This window comes from Paenarthrobacter nitroguajacolicus (assembly GCF_051027655.1).
In the GTDB taxonomy this organism is placed as follows: Bacteria; Actinomycetota; Actinomycetes; order Actinomycetales; family Micrococcaceae; genus Arthrobacter; species Arthrobacter nitroguajacolicus.
The window spans coordinates 1,696,780-1,715,122 of record NZ_CP073234.1; the positions used below are offsets into that span (position 1 = coordinate 1,696,780).

General features: G+C 61.6%; 16 protein-coding genes. 13 read left to right on the forward strand and 3 right to left on the reverse strand.

Annotation, left to right across the window (positions count from 1 at the left end):
* The 5 genes from KCX59_RS08235 to KCX59_RS08255 all read left to right on the forward strand — a co-directional run bounded on the left by KCX59_RS08235 (position 1) and on the right by KCX59_RS08255 (position 6,363).
* A complete protein-coding gene (locus tag KCX59_RS08235; RefSeq protein WP_179018983.1) occupies positions 1–1,692 on the forward strand; it encodes a ribonuclease J in 1,692 nt (563 codons plus the stop codon).
* Positions 1,693–1,767: 75 nt separating this feature from the next.
* Positions 1,768–4,656, forward strand: a complete 2,889-nt coding sequence (locus tag KCX59_RS08240; RefSeq protein WP_179018981.1) for a DNA translocase FtsK — start codon at positions 1,768–1,770, stop codon at positions 4,654–4,656.
* A 23-nt stretch (positions 4,657–4,679) separates the two neighbouring features.
* A complete protein-coding gene (gene pgsA / locus KCX59_RS08245; RefSeq protein WP_091466484.1) occupies positions 4,680–5,282 on the forward strand; it encodes a CDP-diacylglycerol--glycerol-3-phosphate 3-phosphatidyltransferase in 603 nt (200 codons plus the stop codon).
* A complete protein-coding gene (locus KCX59_RS08250) occupies positions 5,279–5,791 on the forward strand; it encodes a CinA family protein (RefSeq protein ID WP_178996301.1) in 513 nt (170 codons plus the stop codon). The genes pgsA and KCX59_RS08250 overlap by 4 nt, the downstream gene beginning before the upstream one ends.
* A gap of 137 nt (positions 5,792–5,928) precedes the next feature.
* Positions 5,929–6,363, forward strand: a complete 435-nt coding sequence (locus KCX59_RS08255) for a helix-turn-helix domain-containing protein (protein ID WP_014921288.1) — start codon at positions 5,929–5,931, stop codon at positions 6,361–6,363.
* Positions 6,364–6,453: 90 nt separating this feature from the next.
* Here the strand turns inward: KCX59_RS08255 and KCX59_RS08260 are convergent, their stop codons facing one another.
* A complete protein-coding gene (locus KCX59_RS08260; RefSeq protein ID WP_178996299.1) occupies positions 6,454–6,993 on the reverse strand; it encodes a MarR family winged helix-turn-helix transcriptional regulator in 540 nt (179 codons plus the stop codon).
* A gap of 41 nt (positions 6,994–7,034) precedes the next feature.
* Here KCX59_RS08260 and KCX59_RS08265 point away from each other — a divergent pair, with 41 nt between their 5' ends.
* From KCX59_RS08265 to dapF, 6 genes are all read left to right on the forward strand, one after another.
* Positions 7,035–7,259: a DUF3046 domain-containing protein gene (locus KCX59_RS08265; RefSeq protein ID WP_091466489.1), complete on the forward strand. Its 225-nt coding sequence runs from the start codon at positions 7,035–7,037 to the stop codon at positions 7,257–7,259.
* 259 nt (positions 7,260–7,518) lie between these two features.
* On the forward strand, positions 7,519–8,562 hold the full coding sequence (gene recA / locus KCX59_RS08270; protein ID WP_011774305.1) for a recombinase RecA: 1,044 nt from the start codon (positions 7,519–7,521) through the stop codon (positions 8,560–8,562).
* Positions 8,552–9,094 (forward strand): regulatory protein RecX, encoded by a 543-nt coding sequence (locus tag KCX59_RS08275; protein ID WP_091466491.1) that lies wholly within the window; start codon positions 8,552–8,554, stop codon positions 9,092–9,094. The genes recA and KCX59_RS08275 overlap by 11 nt, the downstream gene beginning before the upstream one ends.
* Positions 9,094–10,623, forward strand: a complete 1,530-nt coding sequence (gene miaB, locus KCX59_RS08280) for a tRNA (N6-isopentenyl adenosine(37)-C2)-methylthiotransferase MiaB (RefSeq protein WP_179018979.1) — start codon at positions 9,094–9,096, stop codon at positions 10,621–10,623. The genes KCX59_RS08275 and miaB overlap by 1 nt, the downstream gene beginning before the upstream one ends.
* Positions 10,624–10,642: 19 nt before the next feature.
* The gene (gene miaA / locus KCX59_RS08285) at positions 10,643–11,578 is read left to right on the forward strand and encodes a tRNA (adenosine(37)-N6)-dimethylallyltransferase MiaA (RefSeq protein ID WP_179018977.1); all 936 of its coding nucleotides are present in this window, start codon (positions 10,643–10,645) and stop codon (positions 11,576–11,578) included.
* A 46-nt stretch (positions 11,579–11,624) separates the two neighbouring features.
* Entirely contained in the window at positions 11,625–12,593 is a 969-nt protein-coding gene (gene dapF, locus KCX59_RS08290; protein ID WP_178996293.1) for a diaminopimelate epimerase, read from the forward strand.
* Here the strand turns inward: dapF and KCX59_RS08295 are convergent.
* Positions 12,574–13,188 carry a class I SAM-dependent methyltransferase gene (locus tag KCX59_RS08295; protein WP_179018975.1) on the reverse strand — a complete coding sequence of 205 codons (615 nt, stop codon included), beginning with the start codon at positions 13,186–13,188 and terminating at the stop codon, positions 12,574–12,576. The two genes, dapF and KCX59_RS08295, sit on opposite strands and share 20 nt — an antisense overlap.
* A 516-nt stretch (positions 13,189–13,704) precedes the next feature.
* Here KCX59_RS08295 and hflX point away from each other — a divergent pair.
* Positions 13,705–15,267: a GTPase HflX gene (gene hflX / locus KCX59_RS08300; protein ID WP_179018973.1), complete on the forward strand. Its 1,563-nt coding sequence runs from the start codon at positions 13,705–13,707 to the stop codon at positions 15,265–15,267.
* On the forward strand, positions 15,260–17,320 hold the full coding sequence (locus KCX59_RS08305; RefSeq protein WP_179018971.1) for an ATP-dependent DNA helicase: 2,061 nt from the start codon (positions 15,260–15,262) through the stop codon (positions 17,318–17,320). The genes hflX and KCX59_RS08305 overlap by 8 nt, the downstream gene beginning before the upstream one ends.
* 5 nt (positions 17,321–17,325) lie before the next feature.
* Here the strand turns inward: KCX59_RS08305 and lexA are convergent, their stop codons facing one another.
* The gene (gene lexA / locus KCX59_RS08310) at positions 17,326–18,069 is read right to left on the reverse strand and encodes a transcriptional repressor LexA (protein WP_026005367.1); all 744 of its coding nucleotides are present in this window, start codon (positions 18,067–18,069) and stop codon (positions 17,326–17,328) included.
* Positions 18,070–18,343: the final 274 nt, after the last annotated feature.

Sequence of the window (18,343 nt, forward strand, 5' to 3'; positions counted from 1 at the left end):
ATGACCCAAACCGCCCTTCCCGGACTGGTTACTCCGCCGAAACTGCCGAAAGGCACGCTGCGGATTGTCCCGCTCGGTGGACTGGGAGAGATCGGCCGCAACATGGCGGTCTTCGAAATCGACGGCAAACTGCTGGTGGTTGACTGTGGCGTGCTCTTCCCCGAGGAGACCCAGCCCGGCGTTGACTTGATCCTGCCTGATTTCTCCTACATTGAGGACCGCCTGCAGGACATCGTTGGCGTCGTGTTGACCCACGGCCACGAGGACCACATTGGCGCTGTGCCCTACCTCCTGCGCCTTAAGGCTGACATTCCCCTGGTCGGATCCCAGCTGACCCTTGCCCTGGTGGAAGCCAAGCTTCAGGAACACCGGATCAAGCCGTACACGCTGACAGTGACGGAGGGGCAGGTGGAGCAGTTCGGCCCCTTCGAGTGCGAGTTCGTTGCAGTAAACCATTCCATTCCGGATGCGTTGGCCGTCTTCATCCGCACAGAGGGTGGAAATGTCCTTCACACAGGCGACTTCAAGATGGATCAGCTGCCGCTTGACGGCCGTATCACGGACCTCCGGCACTTCGCCCGCTTGGGTGAAGAAGGCGTGGACCTGTTCATGGCAGACTCCACCAACGCGGACGTACCGGGCTTCACCACTGCCGAGAAGGAAATCGGCCCCACCTTGGATCGATTGTTCGGACAGGCCAGGAAGCGCATCATCGTGGCTTCCTTCTCGTCACACGTGCACCGCGTCCAGCAGGTTCTGGATGCGGCAGCCAAGCATGGCCGCAAGGTGGCATTCGTTGGCCGTTCCATGGTCCGCAACATGGCCATCGCAGCCAAGCTCGGGTACCTCGATGTCCCCGAAGGCATCCTGGTGGATATCAAGAACATCGATAACATGCCGGATGACCGCGTGGTCCTCATGTCCACCGGTTCGCAGGGTGAGCCTATGGCTGCACTTTCCCGCATGGCCAACGGTGACCACCGTGTGATCGTGGGCAAGGGCGATACCGTGATCCTTGCCTCCAGCCTCATCCCAGGCAACGAGAACGCCGTTTTCCGTATCATCAACGGCCTGCTCAAGCTCGGTGCCGATGTGATCCACAAGGGCACTGCAAAGGTTCACGTGTCCGGGCACGCAGCGGCCGGTGAACTGCTCTATTGCTACAACATCCTCGAGCCCCTGAATGCGATGCCCGTCCACGGCGAAACCCGCCATCTGATTGCCAATGGCAACATCGCGCTCGAATCGGGCGTTCCGTCCGAGGGCATCATCCTGAGCGACAACGGCACAGTTATCGACCTCAAGGACCACAAAGCTAATGTGGTCGGCCAGGTGGAAGTCGGTTTCGTCTACGTCGACGGTTCCAGCGTGGGCGAAATCACCGATGCCGACCTCAAGGATCGTCGCGTCCTGGGGGATGAGGGCTTCATTTCCGTCATCACGGTCATCAGCCGCACCACCGGCAAGATCGTGTCCGGCCCGGAGATCCACGCCCGTGGTGTGGCCGAGGATGACTCCGTCTTTGACGAGATCATTCCCAAGATCAACGCCGCGCTCGAGGAAGCTGTTCTTAACCACACTGATCACACCAACCACCAGTTGCAGCAGGTGGTCCGCAGGATTATCGGCACGTGGGTGAATCGCAAGCTTCGCCGCCGTCCCATGATCATCCCGGTAGTCCTGGAAGCGTAGCCAGCCAGCAACATGCATGCCCAAGGGGGCCTGAAATCCGCGGATTTCGGGCCCCCTTGGGGTAGCGTGGCACTTATGGCGACCCGTACTACCTCCACGCCACGAGGCAGCTCCAGCAGTAAATCCGGCGGCACAGGCCGGAGCACAGCCGCATCCAAAACCAGCGGAGCTGCTTCGAAAAGCAGCGCAGCCGCGACCAAGGGCGGTCGTGGCAGCACTGCCCGTACCAAGCAAACGGCCGCCGTCGAGCCCCAAGCTCCGCTGCCGCTGCGAATGCTCTCGGGTTTCTGGCAGGGGATCGGCCATGTGGTAGGTGCCGGGGTCCGGCGAATCGGTTATGACGTCAGCGATCTCCACCCCGACGATCGCCGGGATGGTGCAGCCCTGTTCAATTTGGTGTTGGGCATCGCGATCGCCACCTTCGCCTGGTGGGGTCTGACCGGGTGGCTCCCGGACATGGTTTACAGCGTGGTCAACGGCACGTTCGGTTGGATGTCCTTGATCCTGCCCTTCATGCTGTTCGTCTGTGCTTTCCGGCTTTTCCGGAAGCCACAGGACGGTCGTGGAAACAACCGCGTGGGCATCGGATTCATGATCATGACCCTGGCCGGTTCGGGCCTGGCCCATGTCATTGGTGGCCTCCCCACCGTTGCAGAAGGCTTCGACGGCCTGCGCAAGGCTGGCGGAATGCTGGGCTTCCTCGCAGCCGCACCTCTGGCTGCAATCCACATGGCTGTCCCCGTAGTCCTCTATGGGCTTTTGGCGTTCGTGTCCGTGTTGATCGTCACGGCCACGCCGTTTGGTGCCATTCCGTCCCGGATCAGGGGCGCCTATGAACACCTTATGGGCGTTGACCTTATGGACGAGTCCGGCAAGGACGCCCACGACCGCAGCTACCTTTATGAAAACGACGCTGCCGCCAAGCCCAGGAAGAAGAAGCGTATGCGCTTCTTTGGCAAGGATGAGGAAACCGATACGAGCTTGGAGGGTTACGTCGGGGACGAGGCCTTCGAGCATGCAATAGTCGACGACGACGAAATTCCAGATGCGTCCGCACCGCGCGTTCCGCCGGGTGTACGTCGTCCAACGCAGGCAGAGATCGCCGTCGGGAAGATCAAGGCCGCCCAAGGCCTGGGCGCCACGCCAGGGATCGAGAACCCCACCGAAGCCATTCCGATTCTTACTCCGGAGATGACCGAACCTGCGGCTCCCGTAGCCCAGGTTCCGGCGAAGCCTGCAGGGGCGCCCCTCCCACAGACACCCATCCCGCAGCGCACGGAGCAACTGTCCCTGGCAGGCGATGTCACCTACACCCTGCCGGCATCGGACTACCTGACGCCCGGATCCATTCCGAAGGAGCGCACGGAAGCCAACGACGCCGTCGTCGCCGCACTGACGGACACCCTCACGCAGTTCAACGTCGAGGCAGCTGTGACGGGCTTCAGCCGCGGTCCCACTGTGACCCGCTATGAGATCGAGTTGTCTCCGGGTACCAAGGTGGAGCGCGTCACCGCCCTGTCCAAGAACATCTCTTACGCCGTGGCGTCCAGTGATGTCCGCATCCTGAGCCCGATTCCCGGCAAGTCCGCCATCGGCATCGAGATTCCCAACACAGACCGTGAGACCGTGTCGCTGGGCGATGTGCTGCGGAGCCAGAACGCACGCCGGACCGACCACCCGATGGTCATGGGTGTCGGCAAGGACGTTGAGGGTGGCTACGTGGTGGCCAACCTCGCCAAGATGCCCCACTTGCTCGTCGCCGGTGCCACCGGTGCTGGTAAGTCGAGCTTCGTGAACTCCATGATCACCTCCATCCTCATGCGCGCCACACCGGATGAAGTGCGCATGGTCATGGTGGACCCCAAACGCGTGGAACTCACGGCTTACGAGGGCGTACCGCACCTCATTACGCCCATCATCACCAACCCCAAGAAGGCCGCCGAAGCCTTGCAATGGGTGGTTCGCGAGATGGATGCCCGCTACGACGACCTCGCAAACTACGGCTATAAGCACATCGACGACTTCAACAAAGCGGTCAGGGCAGGCAAGGTTGTCCCGCCGGTGGATTCCAAGCGCGTCATGAAGCCTTACCCGTACCTGTTGGTGATCGTTGACGAGCTCGCCGACCTCATGATGGTGGCCCCGCGGGATGTTGAAGACTCGATTGTCCGCATCACCCAGCTGGCACGTGCCGCCGGCATCCACTTGGTACTTGCAACGCAGCGCCCGTCCGTGGACGTTGTGACCGGTCTGATCAAGGCGAACGTCCCGTCCCGTATGGCGTTTGCTACGTCTTCCGTAACTGACTCCCGTGTTGTGCTGGACCAGCCTGGCGCTGAAAAGCTCATTGGACAGGGTGACGCACTGTTCCTTCCGATGGGTGCTTCCAAGGCCATGCGTGTCCAAGGTGCCTGGGTTACCGAATCCGAGATCCATAAGGTCGTGGAGCATGTCAAGGGACAGCTGCAGGCCGTCTACCGCGACGACGTCGCTGCCGAGGCACCCAAGAAGCAGATCGACGACGACATTGGAGACGACCTCGAGGTCCTGCTCCAGGCAACAGAGCTTGTGGTGACCACGCAGTTCGGCTCAACGTCCATGCTCCAGCGAAAGCTTCGTGTGGGATTCGCCAAGGCCGGCCGTCTTATGGACCTCCTCGAGTCCCGTGGCGTTGTTGGTCCTTCGGAGGGCTCCAAGGCGCGCGACGTCCTGGTCAAGCCCGATGACCTCGCCGCGGTGCTTGCCGCGATGAAGGGCCAGGAGTCACCCGCAGCGCCCGACGCGCACACTGCGGCCCTGAGCGACAACGCGAACTCGAACATCGCCGTCGGAGGTTATGCCGAAGACCTTGTCCAGACGGACCTGGACAACCGGACGCAAGCCATCGAATACTACGACGGCGCGGACGGCCCGAACGACGACGAAGAGGGCGGAGAAGACGCCTGGTCGCTCACGGGAAGGTAGCCCAAAGAAGGTAGCCTTGTGGGGTGACTACAGCCGAGGGTGATAACGCGACTTCCAACAGCTCCGACATCTGGAATCTGCCCAACATCCTGACGATGCTCCGCATCGTTCTGGTTCCGTTCTTCGTATGGTTCCTTGTGGCCGACGACGGCGAGTACGGGATCTGGCGCTGGGCGGCTGTTGTCGCCTTCGCGGTGGCCATCTATACGGACAAGCTCGACGGCGACATCGCCAGGGCGCGGGGCCTGATCACCAACTTCGGCAAAATTGCCGATCCCATCGCCGACAAGCTGCTTATCGGTTCCGCGCTGGTTCTCCTATCCATCCTGGGAGAGTTGCCCTGGTGGGTCACCATCCTCATCCTGGTGCGGGAATGGGGGATTACCGCTCTTCGGTTCGTCGTTATCAAGTACGGCGTCATGCCGGCTTCCCGCGGTGGCAAGCTGAAGACAGTAATCCAGACCGTGGCCATATTCCTCTACATCCTGCCGCTGAAGGCGATCGCTCCCTGGCTGGGCGACGTCGCCTTCTGGGTGATGATGGTGGCGCTGGCCATCACCTTGTGGACCGGCGTCGAATATGTCATCCAAGCGCTGAAGCTTCGCGCGGCCGGGCGGCGTGCATGACGCTCAATGACGGCGCTTCCGTCGCCGAGCAAACGGCGACGGCGGCAGTCGCTATTGCCATCGGTAACAAGCTCACGGTGGCTACAGCCGAGTCACTGACAGCCGGGATGGTGGCGGCAACGCTGGCCAACACGCCGGGAGCATCGGGGATGCTGCAAGGCGGCGTGATTGCCTACCAGAACTCAGTGAAGGCCGGTGTGCTGGGAGTTCCGCAGGAACTACTTGCGGACGCCGGCTCAGTGGACGGGCAGGTGGCCGAGGCAATGGCCGACGGCGCCCGGCGCGTCTGCGGCGCCGATCTCGGGATTTCCACCACGGGCGTGGCGGGACCCGAGCCGCACGACGGCAAAGCAGTAGGAACCGTGTTCATCGGAATAGCCGGCAGATCCGGAACCGAATCGTTTGAGTACAGTTTTTCGGGGGACAGGCAGTCCATCAGGGAGCAGGCCTGTGAGGCCGCCTTGGCGCGTCTGCTTGATGCACTGAGTGACGTTGGTTACCGTTCGTAAAGTAGTCGGGAACAAAAACTGATTGCCAATAGTTGTGTCATTGTGTCGCTTCGGAAGAGCCGGGGCGCCTAGGATGTAAAAACCAACCCGGTCCGCCAGCCAGCGAACCGGATGAATGAGGGAGCAAGGCGATACAGATGGTAAAGCAGCCCGTATCCGTGAACGGCGTTGTCCGCTGGAAGGATGTGGGCTTGGCTGATCAGGCACAGAGCGAACAGAAGGAGCGCAAAATGGTTGTACTACGCCACGAGATCGGTGATGTACTGCGCGATGTCCGCCAGCGTCAGGGCCGTACCCTCCGCGAGGTTTCGCACAGCGCCCGCGTCTCACTTGGTTACTTGAGTGAAGTTGAACGCGGCCAGAAGGAGGCTTCTTCCGAGCTCCTGTCCTCTATCTGCACAGCCCTGGATGTTCCGTTGTCCCACATGCTTCGCGAAGTCAGCGACCGCGTGGCCGTCGCAGAAGGTGTTGCAGTTCCGGACACCGTTCCGCAGGAATTCTCCCAGCGTTACGGTCGCGATCTGGACCTCACGGATGATTTCCCGCAAGGAATGCTCTCCGGAGCCCGGTAAGCGTTCCAGCAAAACCAAGGAAAAGGTCCCCAGCCTCAGGCTGGGGACCTTTTTCGTTGAATTTGGGGTGTCGGTTGCGACGGGTGCTGCTCAAACGCCTGCGGGCTTGTCCTCGACGTCGATCTCCGGTTCCTTCACGTTGAGCACGCCGTCCCCGTAAATGGCGTTGAGGCGGCCCATGTAGTCAGCAAGTGTCTGGACATCCTCGAGGGGCCATTCGCCGAGTCGTTCACGGAAGACCTGCCTGCGGGCATCTTGAACCTGGTGCATCTTCTCTTCGCCCTTTTCCGTCAAACGGATGGACTGCGCCCTGCCGTCCTGGGGATCGGCCTCCTTGTAGACGAGGCCGATGCTTTCCAGGAAGGCAATCTGGCGGCTCACGGAAGGCTTGCCCACTCCGATGCAGGTGGCGAGGTCGGTGAGTCGGATGGGACCTTCCCTGCGGATGACCGTGAGGAGCCCATAGGCGGCCGGTTCCATGTCCGGATGTACCTGGCGTGACAACTGATGCGAGATGGAACGGGCGCGGCGCCAGAGCAGGCTCAGCTGGTGTTCCACCTGCTGGAGGGCGTCGTCCGCGGCGTCGCCTGGCACGGCCGGACCTGGCGTGCTCTGGAGAGGATTGCTCATGGCAACCATTCTAGAGTCCGGCGCCATGAGAGACTCTATCCGTGAGGGCAAGTGACTTTTGGCGATTAATGGACGACGAATTCGGGGCAGGCTACTCCCGGGTCCTGGCCAACTCCCTGGTACTCGCCGGCGTTGGCGGGCGAACTGCCGTAGAGGCTTTGGCCTCCGGCCACCAACCCCGCGAAGTCTGGTTGGCCGTGTGCGAGGTGCAGGACGTTCCCCCCGAACGCAGGCTGGGCAGGGACATCAAGCCGGCTTCCAACTGAACTCCGGCACACGATGCGGACTGCCGTCCGAGGTGGGACACGCCGGAACGTTGTTCGAATATCTGTTCGGATGGGGATATGCTCCTGTGAGAGGAAAATTGATCTCGAAAGACGCATTCCAGAGCTTCCGGCAGCCCGGGTTATCCACATAGCCGGTGCCGGCTACTAAAAATGTCAGAGCACCGTAATAGCGTCAGACATGACAGGAAAGCGGCCTTTCGGGCCACTCCACAGCGAGAAAGCATCAGAGGTGTGAACCATGGCGGCAACCCCGGATCGTGAAAAGGCGCTCGAAGCAGCGCTTGCCCAGATCGACAAGCAGTTCGGCAAAGGCTCCATCATGCGCCTGGGTGATGACACCCGCGCCCCGATTGAGGTCATCCCGACCGGCTCCATTGCATTGGATGTCGCCCTTGGCATTGGCGGCCTGCCCCGGGGGCGCGTGGTGGAAATCTATGGTCCGGAATCCTCGGGTAAGACCACCGTGGCCCTTCATGCTGTTGCCAACGCACAGCGCGCAGGTGGCATCGCAGCGTTCATTGACGCCGAGCATGCACTTGACCCGGACTACGCCGCCAAGCTTGGCGTGGACACGGATGCACTCTTGGTTTCCCAGCCGGACACCGGTGAGCAGGCATTGGAGATCATGGACATGCTGGTGGGCTCCGGCTCGCTGGACATCGTGGTCATTGACTCCGTAGCCGCCTTGGTACCCCGCGCCGAAATCGAAGGCGAAATGGGCGACTCCCACGTTGGCCTCCAGGCCCGACTCATGAGCCAGGCACTGCGTAAGATCACAGGCCGCTTGAGCCAGACCAAGACCACCGCCATCTTCATCAACCAGTTGCGTGAAAAGATCGGCGTGTTCTTCGGATCCCCGGAAACCACCACCGGTGGTAAGGCCCTGAAGTTCTACGCCTCAGTGCGAATCGACGTCCGTCGTATCCAGACCCTGAAGGAAGGTGCGGACTCCGTCGGTAACCGCACCAAGGCGAAGATCGTCAAGAACAAGATGGCTCCGCCGTTCAAAATCGCCGAGTTCGACATCATCTACGGTCAGGGCATCTCCCGCGAGGGCGGCATTATTGACATGGGTGTGGAGCACGGCATCATCAAGAAGTCGGGCTCGTGGTTCACATACGACGGCGATCAGTTGGGCCAGGGCATGGAGAACTCGCGTCGATTCCTGCGTGACAACCCTGAGCTCGCCCAGGAACTGGAGCGCCTCATCAAGGAAAAGCTTGGCGTGGGCGTTGTAAAGACTGAAGAAGATTCCCCGAAGCTGAAGGCCGTTGACGGCTAGGAGAGGGCCGGAGCCGGATTCTTCCGTTGCGGCCGATCCCGAACCTGATCCCGAATCCGTGGCGCGTGCCATCGTCCTGAGGCAGTTGACGATGGCGCCGCGGAGCCGGCTGCAACTGTCCCGGAAACTCGCTGAACGGAACGTTCCCGAGCACGTGGCGGAGGCAGTTCTGGACCGCTTCGAAGAAGTTCAGCTGATCGATGATGCTGAGTTCGCCAGGATGTGGGTCCGCAGCCGTTCGCAGAGCAAGAAGCTTGCCAAAGGTGCCATTCGTCGGGAACTGGCAGACAAAGGCATAGAGCTGGATGCGGCAGAGGAAGCCCTGTCGCAACTCAGCGACCAGGACGAGGAATCGGCTGCCCGGGAGCTCGTTCAGCGCAAACTGCGGCCCAGCATGGATCTGTCAGATCGGGCCGAGCGGGACAAGTACACCCGCCGGCTTGCATCAATGTTGGCCCGCAAGGGGTACGCCCCCTCCATGGCGTTCAGGATCGTCGGTGAGGTGCTGGCAGAAGCCGGTACCCTTGAGTAGTGAGTTTGACCATTCCCTCCCCAACAGCTGCCGCCACTCCTTCTGCTGAGCCCCGGACCTATCAGGTTCGTACTTTCGGCTGCCAGATGAACGTCCATGATTCAGAGCGCATGGCGGGACTCCTCGAAGAAGCCGGTTATGTGCCCGCTGAAGGTGAAGTGGCCGACGTCGTGGTCTTCAATACGTGCGCTGTGCGGGAGAACGCAGACAACAAACTCTATGGAAACCTTGGCCAGCTTCGGCAGGTCAAGGAAGCAAACCCCGGAATGCAGATTGCTGTTGGTGGCTGCCTGGCCCAGAAGGACCGGGAAACCATTGTGAAGAAGGCGCCGTGGGTGGACGCCGTGTTTGGAACGCACAACGTGGGAGCCCTGCCGGCCCTGCTGAACCGCGCCCGGCACAACAATGAGGCGCAACTCGAGATTCTCGAATCCTTGGATGTGTTCCCGTCAACGCTCCCCACCAAGCGTGATTCTGTGTATGCAGGTTGGGTGTCAATCTCCGTGGGTTGCAACAACACCTGCACGTTCTGCATCGTGCCCTCGCTCCGTGGCAAGGAGAAAGACCGGCGTCCCGGCGAGATTCTGGCGGAAATTCAGGCTCTCGTGGATGACGGGGCTGTGGAAGTCACGTTGCTCGGCCAGAATGTGAATTCCTACGGTGTGGAATTTGGTGACCGCCAGGCGTTCTCCAAACTCCTCCGCGCATGCGGTGAAATCGAAGGCCTGGAACGTGTTCGTTTCACCAGCCCCCACCCCGCCGCATTTACTGATGATGTCATTGACGCCATGGCCGAAACACACAACGCCATGCCACAGTTGCATATGCCACTGCAGTCCGGCTCGGACAAGGTACTGAAAGACATGCGCCGTTCGTACCGTTCCAGCAAATTCCTGGGAATTCTGGACAAAGTGCGGGAACGCATCCCGCATGCTGCCATCACTACCGACATCATCGTCGGCTTCCCCGGTGAAACCGAGGAAGACTTCCAGGCGACCCTCGACGTCGTGGAGAAGTCGCGGTTTGCCTCCGCCTTCACGTTCCAGTACTCCAAGCGGCCCGGCACGCCGGCTGCAGACCTTCCAGAGCAACTCCCCAAGGCCGTGGTGCAGGAGCGCTACGAACGCCTCACTGCGCTGCAGGACCGTATTGCCGCAGAAGAGAACGCCAAGCAGTTGGGGCGGAAAGTGGAAGTCCTGGTTACAGCGCAGTCAGGACGGAAAGCCGGCGAAACACACCGGTTGTCCGGTCGTTCGAAGGACCAAAGGCTGGTGCACTTCTCCGTGCCGGCCGGAGCCGGGACCCCGCGGCCGGGTGACTTCGTCACCGTGACCATTACCGAGGCCGCAGCCTTCCACCTTGTGGCTGACCCGGCAACAGCAGAGGATTACCTTTTGCGCCGCTCCCGTGCAGGCGATGCCTGGGATCGCTCGCAGGCTGATTCGTGCGGCGTCCCGGCTGCAGGATCGGCGTCAGGCAAGACGGGGGTGGCGTTGGGCATGCCGGCCTTGCCGGTTCGCCGCGCCTAGGCCCGTGAGCCAGGACAGCATGTCGTTTGCCAGTTCGGAACCCCATCAGCCTGTCGTCGCCGTTGTTGGTCCGACAGGTTCCGGTAAGTCGGATCTGGGCGTCAACCTCGCTCTGGCCCTGAACGGCGAGGTGGTCAACGCCGACGCCTTGCAGTTCTACCGTGGCATGGATATTGGAACTGCCAAGATTACCGTGGAAGAGCGCAAGGGTGTGCCACACCATTTGTTGGACACCATGGACGTCACGCAGGAAGCCAGTGTGGCCGACTTCCAAAATGAATGCCGCGCGGCCATCCATGACATCCATTCACGGGGAAAGCGCGCCATCCTTGTGGGCGGATCCGGGCTGTATGTGCGGGCGGCACTGGATGTGCTGGAATTCCCGGGCACCGATCCCGTGCTCCGCAGGCAGCTGGAAGAAGAATGCGAAACCAAAGGGCTTGCGCCGTTGCGGGCCCGCCTCGAGGAAGTCGATCCCGTCTCGGCTGCCCGCCTTGGAGACGCACGACGCGTGATCCGGGCATTGGAAGTGCACAGTCTCACTGGCCGCCCTTTCAGCTCGTTCATGCCACAGCGCGAGTATTTCCAGCCAGCACTCCAGATCGGCCTGGAGGTCGATCGGGAGCAACTTCGGGAACGTCTGGGACTGAGGGTGCATCGGATGGTAGATGCAGGGCTCCAGCAGGAAGTCGAACGACTCGACGCCGTCGGTTTGAGGAGCGGCAAGACAGCTTCGCGCGCTTTGGGATACGCCCAATTCCTTAAGGTCCTGGACGGCGGGATGACTGCGGATGCCGCCGCCGAGGAAACCATCGTGGCAACCAGGCAGTTTGCACGGCGCCAGCTGACATGGTTCCGGGCCGATCCACGAATCACTTGGCTCGACTGGCAGGATCCGGAGCTTGTGGCTAAGGCAGCCAATGCTGTCAATGCGGCCAGCGCGCCCACGACCTAACCGCTGCAATTTCTGGCCGCACAGCCGTGGCAGGTAGCCTAGATCCATGGACGAAACCGCCGCAGTTCCCGCCCCGCAGCCCGCAACTGCCGGTGCTCCAGTGCCACTTTCCAGCCTCGCCGGGCTGGAGTTCTCCAAGGGTCACGGAACGGGCAATGATTTTGTCCTCATCGCTGATCCCGGTGACGCCCACGAGATCACGGCCGAGCAGGTCGCGCAGTTGTGCGACCGCCATGTGGGCATCGGGGGTGACGGCCTCATCCGGGCAGTTCCTTCCCGCTTTCTCCCGGAAGGTCGTGTCGCCCTTGAGCAGGATCCCGAAGCCGAGTGGTTCATGGATTATCGCAACGGAGATGGTTCGCTCTCCGAAATGTGCGGCAACGGCGTACGCGTTTTCGTCCATTTCCTGATTGCGGAGAACCTGGTGAACCTGGGGCCCGGTCAGACGCTCACCATCGGCACTCGTGGCGGCGTCAAAAAGGTTGTAAGGACAGTCAACGGTTATGCCGTGGATATGGGCCCATGGGAGTTCATCTTCCCCCGGGAGGCCACCAGCAAGGCCATGGATGCGCTGGTAAGCGCTGACGGCCTGGAAGTGGCAAGGCCCGGTCTGTCAGTTAGTATGGGCAACCCTCACACGGTAGTTGCCCTCGCAGAACTCAGCGAGCTTTCAGCCACACAATTGTTCAAGCCCCCCGTGGTGGATCCCAAGCCCACAAACGGAACCAATGTTGAGTTCGTGGTTCCCGCCGAGCCCCTGGTGGAGGACGGCGTAGGAACCATCACCATGCGCGTTCACGAGCGCGGCGTGGGGGAGACGCAATCCTGCGGCACAGGCGCGTGCGCCGCCGCCGTCGCGATTCGTCACTGGGCGGGTGATACGGCTCCCAACGACTGGCACGTGAAGGTACCAGGCGGCGTCGTAGGTGTGAAGTTCTTCCCTGGCGCGGGAGGCCGCGAGCATGTTGAACTTAGTGGCCCAGCCGTCATCGTGGCTACTGGGACGCTTTCCTGACACGGATGATCCTGAACGTCTTGGATGTGCTCTCACGGGAGACCGTGTAGGAGCTGTCCAGTGCGGTGGACAGCCACCGCTGGAGGGAATCGGAGCCCAGGTTCTTCTGGACAACCAACCAGGCGTTACCGCCCGGTGCCAGCCGGGGCAGCCACGTCAGCAGCAGGGTATGCAATTCGTCTTTTCCGATGCGGATGGGCGGGTTGGACCAGATGGTGTCGAACTCGACGGCGGGGTCTACCTCGTGCGGGAGGCTGGCAGTGACGTTGGTGAGGCCGAGCGCCGCCGCATTCTCATTGGTCAGCGTGATGCAACGCTCATTCACATCCACCGCATGGACCTTGGCATGTGGTGCCATCAGCCCCAAGGTGAGGGCAATCGGACCCCAGCCGCAGCCGATGTCCAGCAGGTGACCCTTCGGTGACGGCGGTGGAACCTCGGAGAAAAGTACTGCCGTGCCCTTGTCCACGCCGTCGGGACTGAAGATTCCCGACGAGGTCTGCAGCTGGCGCGTGGCTCCTGCGAGTTCCACAGTGAGTGGCTTGCGGGTGAATGGTCCGGCCGGTTGGGCAGTGAAATAGTGTGCAGACTCCATAATTTGCCAGATTAGTTGGCTATCGTCGGCTTGGGAAACCGCCTCCTTCGGCAGCAGGTTTGACAATGGCTGCTAACGTGGAACGCATGTTCTTGATCTTCGAGTAATCAGCCCACAGACACCGGAGTCATCCGGCGTTTGACGGTACCGCCCGCGACGCAGGCCCACTTGGCATTTCAGCCCGGCAGGCCTTTCCGCCCGGCAGGTCCCACTGGCTCAGTCCGGCAAATCCAGTATTTGGAGCCGGACGCTCTGAAGACTTCGCCCCGCACCCTAGTGGACAGCTGTATCCATCCGGCTAAACGCGTAGGGCAGGCAGAGCATCCTCACGTTGGCCAAGGACCCTCCCCGCGGAATCAATCACGCCACATTCCAGCAGCCCCTGCCTCCGAAAGGCACCGACTGCCCAGTACACAGGAGGCCCTTTTGGCCGATGTCCGTCAGCCCAGCGCGAATAGCGCCCCATCGAGCACGAAACCGCACTATTCTGGAATTGCCGAACAGTCTAAGGAGACCATGACCACCCAGAAGCACTCCGGATCCGATTCCGACGCCCAGGACATGAGTCCTGAACAAATCCAGGCCGTCATCGACCGGATTCTTTCCAAGGATGTACCTGCGCAGGCATCCGACGACAACGACGCCAACGGTGTGTTCGGCAAGGCGCAGGCGATTTCCACGCTGGACCGTGAACACAGTATCTACGACGGTGACCAGGAAGATTTGGCTGAACGCCGCGCCCTTCGCCGTACCGCAGGACTGTCAACCGAACTTGAAGACGTCACTGAGGTCGAATACCGACAGTTGCGCCTGGAGCGCGTCGTACTGGCCGGTCTGTGGACTGAGGGGACTCTCGCGGACGCTGAGAACTCCCTCCGCGAGCTGGCGGCACTTGCAGAGACCGCCGGATCCGAGGTGTTGGACGGTTTGGTTCAGCGCCGGCAGAAGCCGGACCCCGGGACCTTCCTTGGTTCCGGTAAGGCCCAGGAGCTCAAGGACATCGTCGCTGCCACGGGCGCAGATACTGTGGTTGTGGACACTGAGCTCGCGCCCTCGCAGCGACGCGGCCTCGAGGACATTGTGAAGGTCAAGGTAGTTGACCGCACCACGCTGATCCTGGATATCTTTGCCCAGCACGCAAAGAGCCGCGAAGGCAAGGCGCAGGTGGAGCTCGCACAGCTCGAGTACCTGCTCCCGAGGCTTCGCGGTTGGGGTGACTCCATGTCCCGCCAGGCCGGTGGCCAGGTGGGTGGAGCAGGCGCTGGAATGGGTTCGCGTGGTCCTGGTGAAACCAAGATCGAACTTGATAGGCGCCGAATCCGCACCCGCATGGCCAAGTTGCGTCGCGAAATCGCCGCGATGAAGCCTGCGCGTGAGACCAAGCGTGCCAACCGCCGTCGTAATGCGGTTCCGTCTGTTGCCATCGCCGGGTACACGAACGCTGGGAAGTCGTCCCTGCTCAACCGCCTTACTGACGCAGGTGTCCTGGTGGAGAACGCCTTGTTCGCCACCCTGGATCCCACAGTCCGTAAGGCGCAAACCCCGGACGGCATCGGCTATACCCTCGCAGACACCGTTGGGTTCGTTCGTTCACTCCCAACCCAGCTCATTGAGGCTTTCCGCTCCACGCTGGAGGAAGTTGCGGATGCGGACTTGATCCTCCACGTGGTGGATGCATCGCACCCCGATCCTGAGGGACAGATTGCAGCGGTAAGGGCCGTTTTCACCGAGGTTGATGCCCGCAAGGTTCCCGAGATCATCGTCCTCAACAAGGTGGACGTCGCGGATCCCTTCGTGGTGGAGCGCCTCAAGCAGAAAGAGCCCCGGCATGCTGTTGTGTCCACCCGCACGGGCCAGGGCATCGCGGAGCTGCTGGAAGACATCAGCCGGTCCATTCCCCGGCCCGGCGTGCGCCTTGAACTGCTCATTCCCTACGACCGCGGGGAAATGATCAGCAAATTGCATAGTTCCGACTCGGAAATCCTCAGCACTGAGCACGAGGAGAACGGGACCCGGGTAGTTGTCATGGTGCGCGAAGGCCTGGCCGCTGAACTGGAGCCATTCGTCAGTAATGGTTGAGAAGGTGGCGGCGGACGCCGTCGAATCGGTGGGGGAGAAGACCACCCTCGAACTGTTGGATCGGGCTGTTGCCGGCATGGGCGGACAAAGCCGTGCCGGCCAGCACGAAATGGCCAAGCATGTCACCCGGGCCATCGAGACCGGGGAGCACCTGCTGGTCCAGGCGGGAACGGGAACAGGTAAGTCGTTGGCTTACCTGATTCCGTTGATCGCCCATTCCATGGACAGCGATAAACCGACTCTCGTGTCCACCGCCACCCTGGCACTCCAAACCCAAATCGTCGGGCGGGACCTTCCCAGGCTGCTGGAGACCATCAACCCTGCCCTTGAGCGCCCGGTCAATGTGGCGCTCGTCAAGGGCAGGGCAAATTATGTGTGCCTGCAGAAGCTCGAAGGCGGGTTCCCCAGCGAAGAGCCCTCCGAAGGGCAGCTGTTCTCCCTCGGCGAGGACACCAGCGTGCCCCACTTTGCTGCTTCCATGGGCGGTCCGCAATCACAGCTGGGTAAGGAAGTAGTCCGTCTCCGGGAATGGGCGGAGAAAACCGCTACCGGCGACCGCGATGAACTCATGCCAGGGGTCACCGACAGGGCCTGGCGTCAGGTATCCGTAACGTCCATGGAGTGCTTGGGCGCCCAGAAGTGCCCCGTAGCAGAAGAGTGCTTCAGCGAGCTGGCACGCTCACGGGCGGGTGAAGCCGACGTCGTGGTCACCAACCACGCAATGCTGGCCGTCAGTGCCTTTGAAGGCCTGGCCGTGCTGCCTGAGTACGACGTCGTGGTGGTTGACGAGGCGCATGAACTTCAGGACCGCGTGACCGGTGCTGTTTCAGGCCAGTTGTCGGTGGCCATGGTTCACGCGGCGGCATCAAGTGCACGCAAACACACGGCCATTACAGTGGATGCGCTCAACGCTGCCGCGGAGCGCTTGGATATGGCCATCGCCGGGGTGCCCAACGGGCTGTTGCCCAACGGCCTCAACGACGAACAGCTGGATTGCCTGGACCAGTTAAGGGACGCCGCCCGCGCTGCGCTCTCCGATTCGAAGACAGATTCATCAAACGCAGTCGACGGCGGACGGCAGCTGGCGCGGTCACGGCTCATGCTGATCCTGGAATTGTGCGAACGCATGCTGGCCGCCAAGGAGAACCGCGAAGTCGTATGGTTCTCCAGGAACAGCACGTTCGACCCGCAGCAGGGCTATTCCCAACCGGACGAGACTGCTCCCGCCTTGATCAACATCGCCCCGCTCAGCGTTGCCGGACGGCTTCGCGAAGGTCTCTTCGCCGGCCACACGGTGGTGCTGACCTCCGCCACGCTGGCCATCGGCTCGGCTTTCGAACCGGCAGCAGGTGGCCTCGGCCTCATCGGCGACGGCGCCCCGAGCTGGACCGGGATCGATGTGGGTTCGCCCTTTGATTATCCCAAACAGGGTGTCCTGTATGTGGCCAAGCACCTCCCAAAACCCGGTCGTGGTACTTCCCCCGAGGCGCTCGACGAACTGGAAGACCTCATTCGCGCGTCCGGCGGGGGAGCCCTGTGCCTGTTCTCCTCACGGCGTGCGGCCGAAGAAGCAGCCGATGCCATGCGGCTCCGATTGGACGTGGATATCCTCTGCCAAGGCGAATCCACTATGGCGGCCCTCGTAAAGCAATTCGCGGATGAGCCAGACACCTGTCTCTTCGGAACCATGTCACTGTGGCAGGGCGTAGACGTTCCGGGGGGCTCATGCCGCTTGGTTGTCATTGACCGCATTCCGTTCCCGCGGCCTGATGATCCCCTGATGACTGCGCGCTCCCGCGCAGTGGCGCAATCAGGTGGGAATGGCTTCATGGCCGTATCGGCGACGCATGCTGCCATTCGACTGGCGCAGGGTGCTGGCCGCCTGATCCGTTCGACAGGAGACAAAGGAGTAGTTGCGGTGCTCGACTCGCGGCTCTCGACGGAACGCTATGGAGGCTTTCTGCGTGCCGCCCTGCCGCCGTTCTGGGCAACGACGGACCGGGGAGTGGTCCGTGGCGTTCTGGAGCGGCTGGGCTCGGCTAAAGCCCCGTAGGTCGCCTAGAGGGACCGCAGTACCGAAACTACCTTGCCCATGATGGTGGCTTGATCGCCCAGGATGGGTTCGTACTGGGTGTTCTGCGGGAGCAGCCACGTATGGCCATCCCGCTGGCGGAAAGTCTTTACGGTTGCTTCGTCATCCAGCAGGGCAGCAACGATGTCGCCGTTGATGGCGTCATTCTGGCGGCGGACCACAACCCAATCACCGTCACAGATGGCGGCGTCAATCATGGAATCGCCGGCCACCTTCAACATGAACAGTTCCCCATGCCCCACAAGTTGGCGGGGGAGCGCAAGTACGTCTTCCACCGTCTGGTCAGCCAGGATCGGTCCGCCGGCGGCGATCCGGCCCACCAGCGGGACCATGGCGGTATCACTGGCACTGGCCAGCTCCGTTACGGCAAGGCCGCCCGCGCTGCGAAGGGTGGTGGGCGCTTCCACGCCCGGAATGGTGCCACCATCGAGCGTCAGCGGCATCAGGACTTCCATGGCGCGGGGCCGCTTGGGGTCCCTGCGCAGGTAGCCAAGTTTCTCCAATTGGGACAACTGGTGAGTAACGCTGGACAAACTGGCCAGGCCCACGGTGTCACCGATCTCGCGCATGCTGGGCGGGTAACCGTTGTCATTGACCGACCGCTGGATGGTCTCCAGGATCTTTTTCTGCCGCACAGTCAGGCTCTTGGGACTCTTTTGAGGCTGCTGGCTCCGCAGGGGTGCCCCGCCGCCTGTGGCTTTCGCTGCCATGTTCGCCAATGCCTTTCCATTCCGCCCGAAACTAGCCCGGGGTCGTTGGGTCTGCAAAAAATGTCAGACCCTCCTGTTCCACTGAAACAGTGCTGTTTCTTCACTCAAACGTAGGGCAGGCACAGGCGTTTATCAAACATTTGTTCTAGCGAGTCTCGACACCGTTCGTTGATAAGTGCTAAAAATGTCATAGCAAGGTTCGAATATGTGTTCTATAAACCTGATGCTGGAGCCGGATGTTCGAACAGAGTGTTCGAACATCCGGGATCAGAGG

What these genes read in the sequence shown, in the direction of transcription:
- recA (WP_011774305.1), top strand. Translation starts at nt 7,519, where the DNA reads ATGGCGGCAACCCCGGATCGTGAAAAGGCGCTCGAAGCAGCGCTTGCC.
- KCX59_RS08240 (WP_179018981.1), top strand. Translation starts at nt 1,768, where the DNA reads ATGGCGACCCGTACTACCTCCACGCCACGAGGCAGCTCCAGCAGTAAA.
- KCX59_RS08305 (WP_179018971.1), top strand. Translation starts at nt 15,260, where the DNA reads ATGGTTGAGAAGGTGGCGGCGGACGCCGTCGAATCGGTGGGGGAGAAG.
- hflX (WP_179018973.1), top strand. Translation starts at nt 13,705, where the DNA reads ATGACCACCCAGAAGCACTCCGGATCCGATTCCGACGCCCAGGACATG.
- dapF (WP_178996293.1), top strand. Translation starts at nt 11,625, where the DNA reads ATGGACGAAACCGCCGCAGTTCCCGCCCCGCAGCCCGCAACTGCCGGT.
- KCX59_RS08235 (WP_179018983.1), top strand. Translation starts at nt 1, where the DNA reads ATGACCCAAACCGCCCTTCCCGGACTGGTTACTCCGCCGAAACTGCCG.
- KCX59_RS08295 (WP_179018975.1), bottom strand. Translation starts at nt 13,188, where the DNA reads ATGGAGTCTGCACACTATTTCACTGCCCAACCGGCCGGACCATTCACC.
- KCX59_RS08255 (WP_014921288.1), top strand. Translation starts at nt 5,929, where the DNA reads ATGGTAAAGCAGCCCGTATCCGTGAACGGCGTTGTCCGCTGGAAGGAT.
- lexA (WP_026005367.1), bottom strand. Translation starts at nt 18,069, where the DNA reads ATGGCAGCGAAAGCCACAGGCGGCGGGGCACCCCTGCGGAGCCAGCAG.
- KCX59_RS08260 (WP_178996299.1), bottom strand. Translation starts at nt 6,993, where the DNA reads ATGAGCAATCCTCTCCAGAGCACGCCAGGTCCGGCCGTGCCAGGCGAC.
- miaA (WP_179018977.1), top strand. Translation starts at nt 10,643, where the DNA reads ATGTCGTTTGCCAGTTCGGAACCCCATCAGCCTGTCGTCGCCGTTGTT.
- KCX59_RS08250 (WP_178996301.1), top strand. Translation starts at nt 5,279, where the DNA reads ATGACGCTCAATGACGGCGCTTCCGTCGCCGAGCAAACGGCGACGGCG.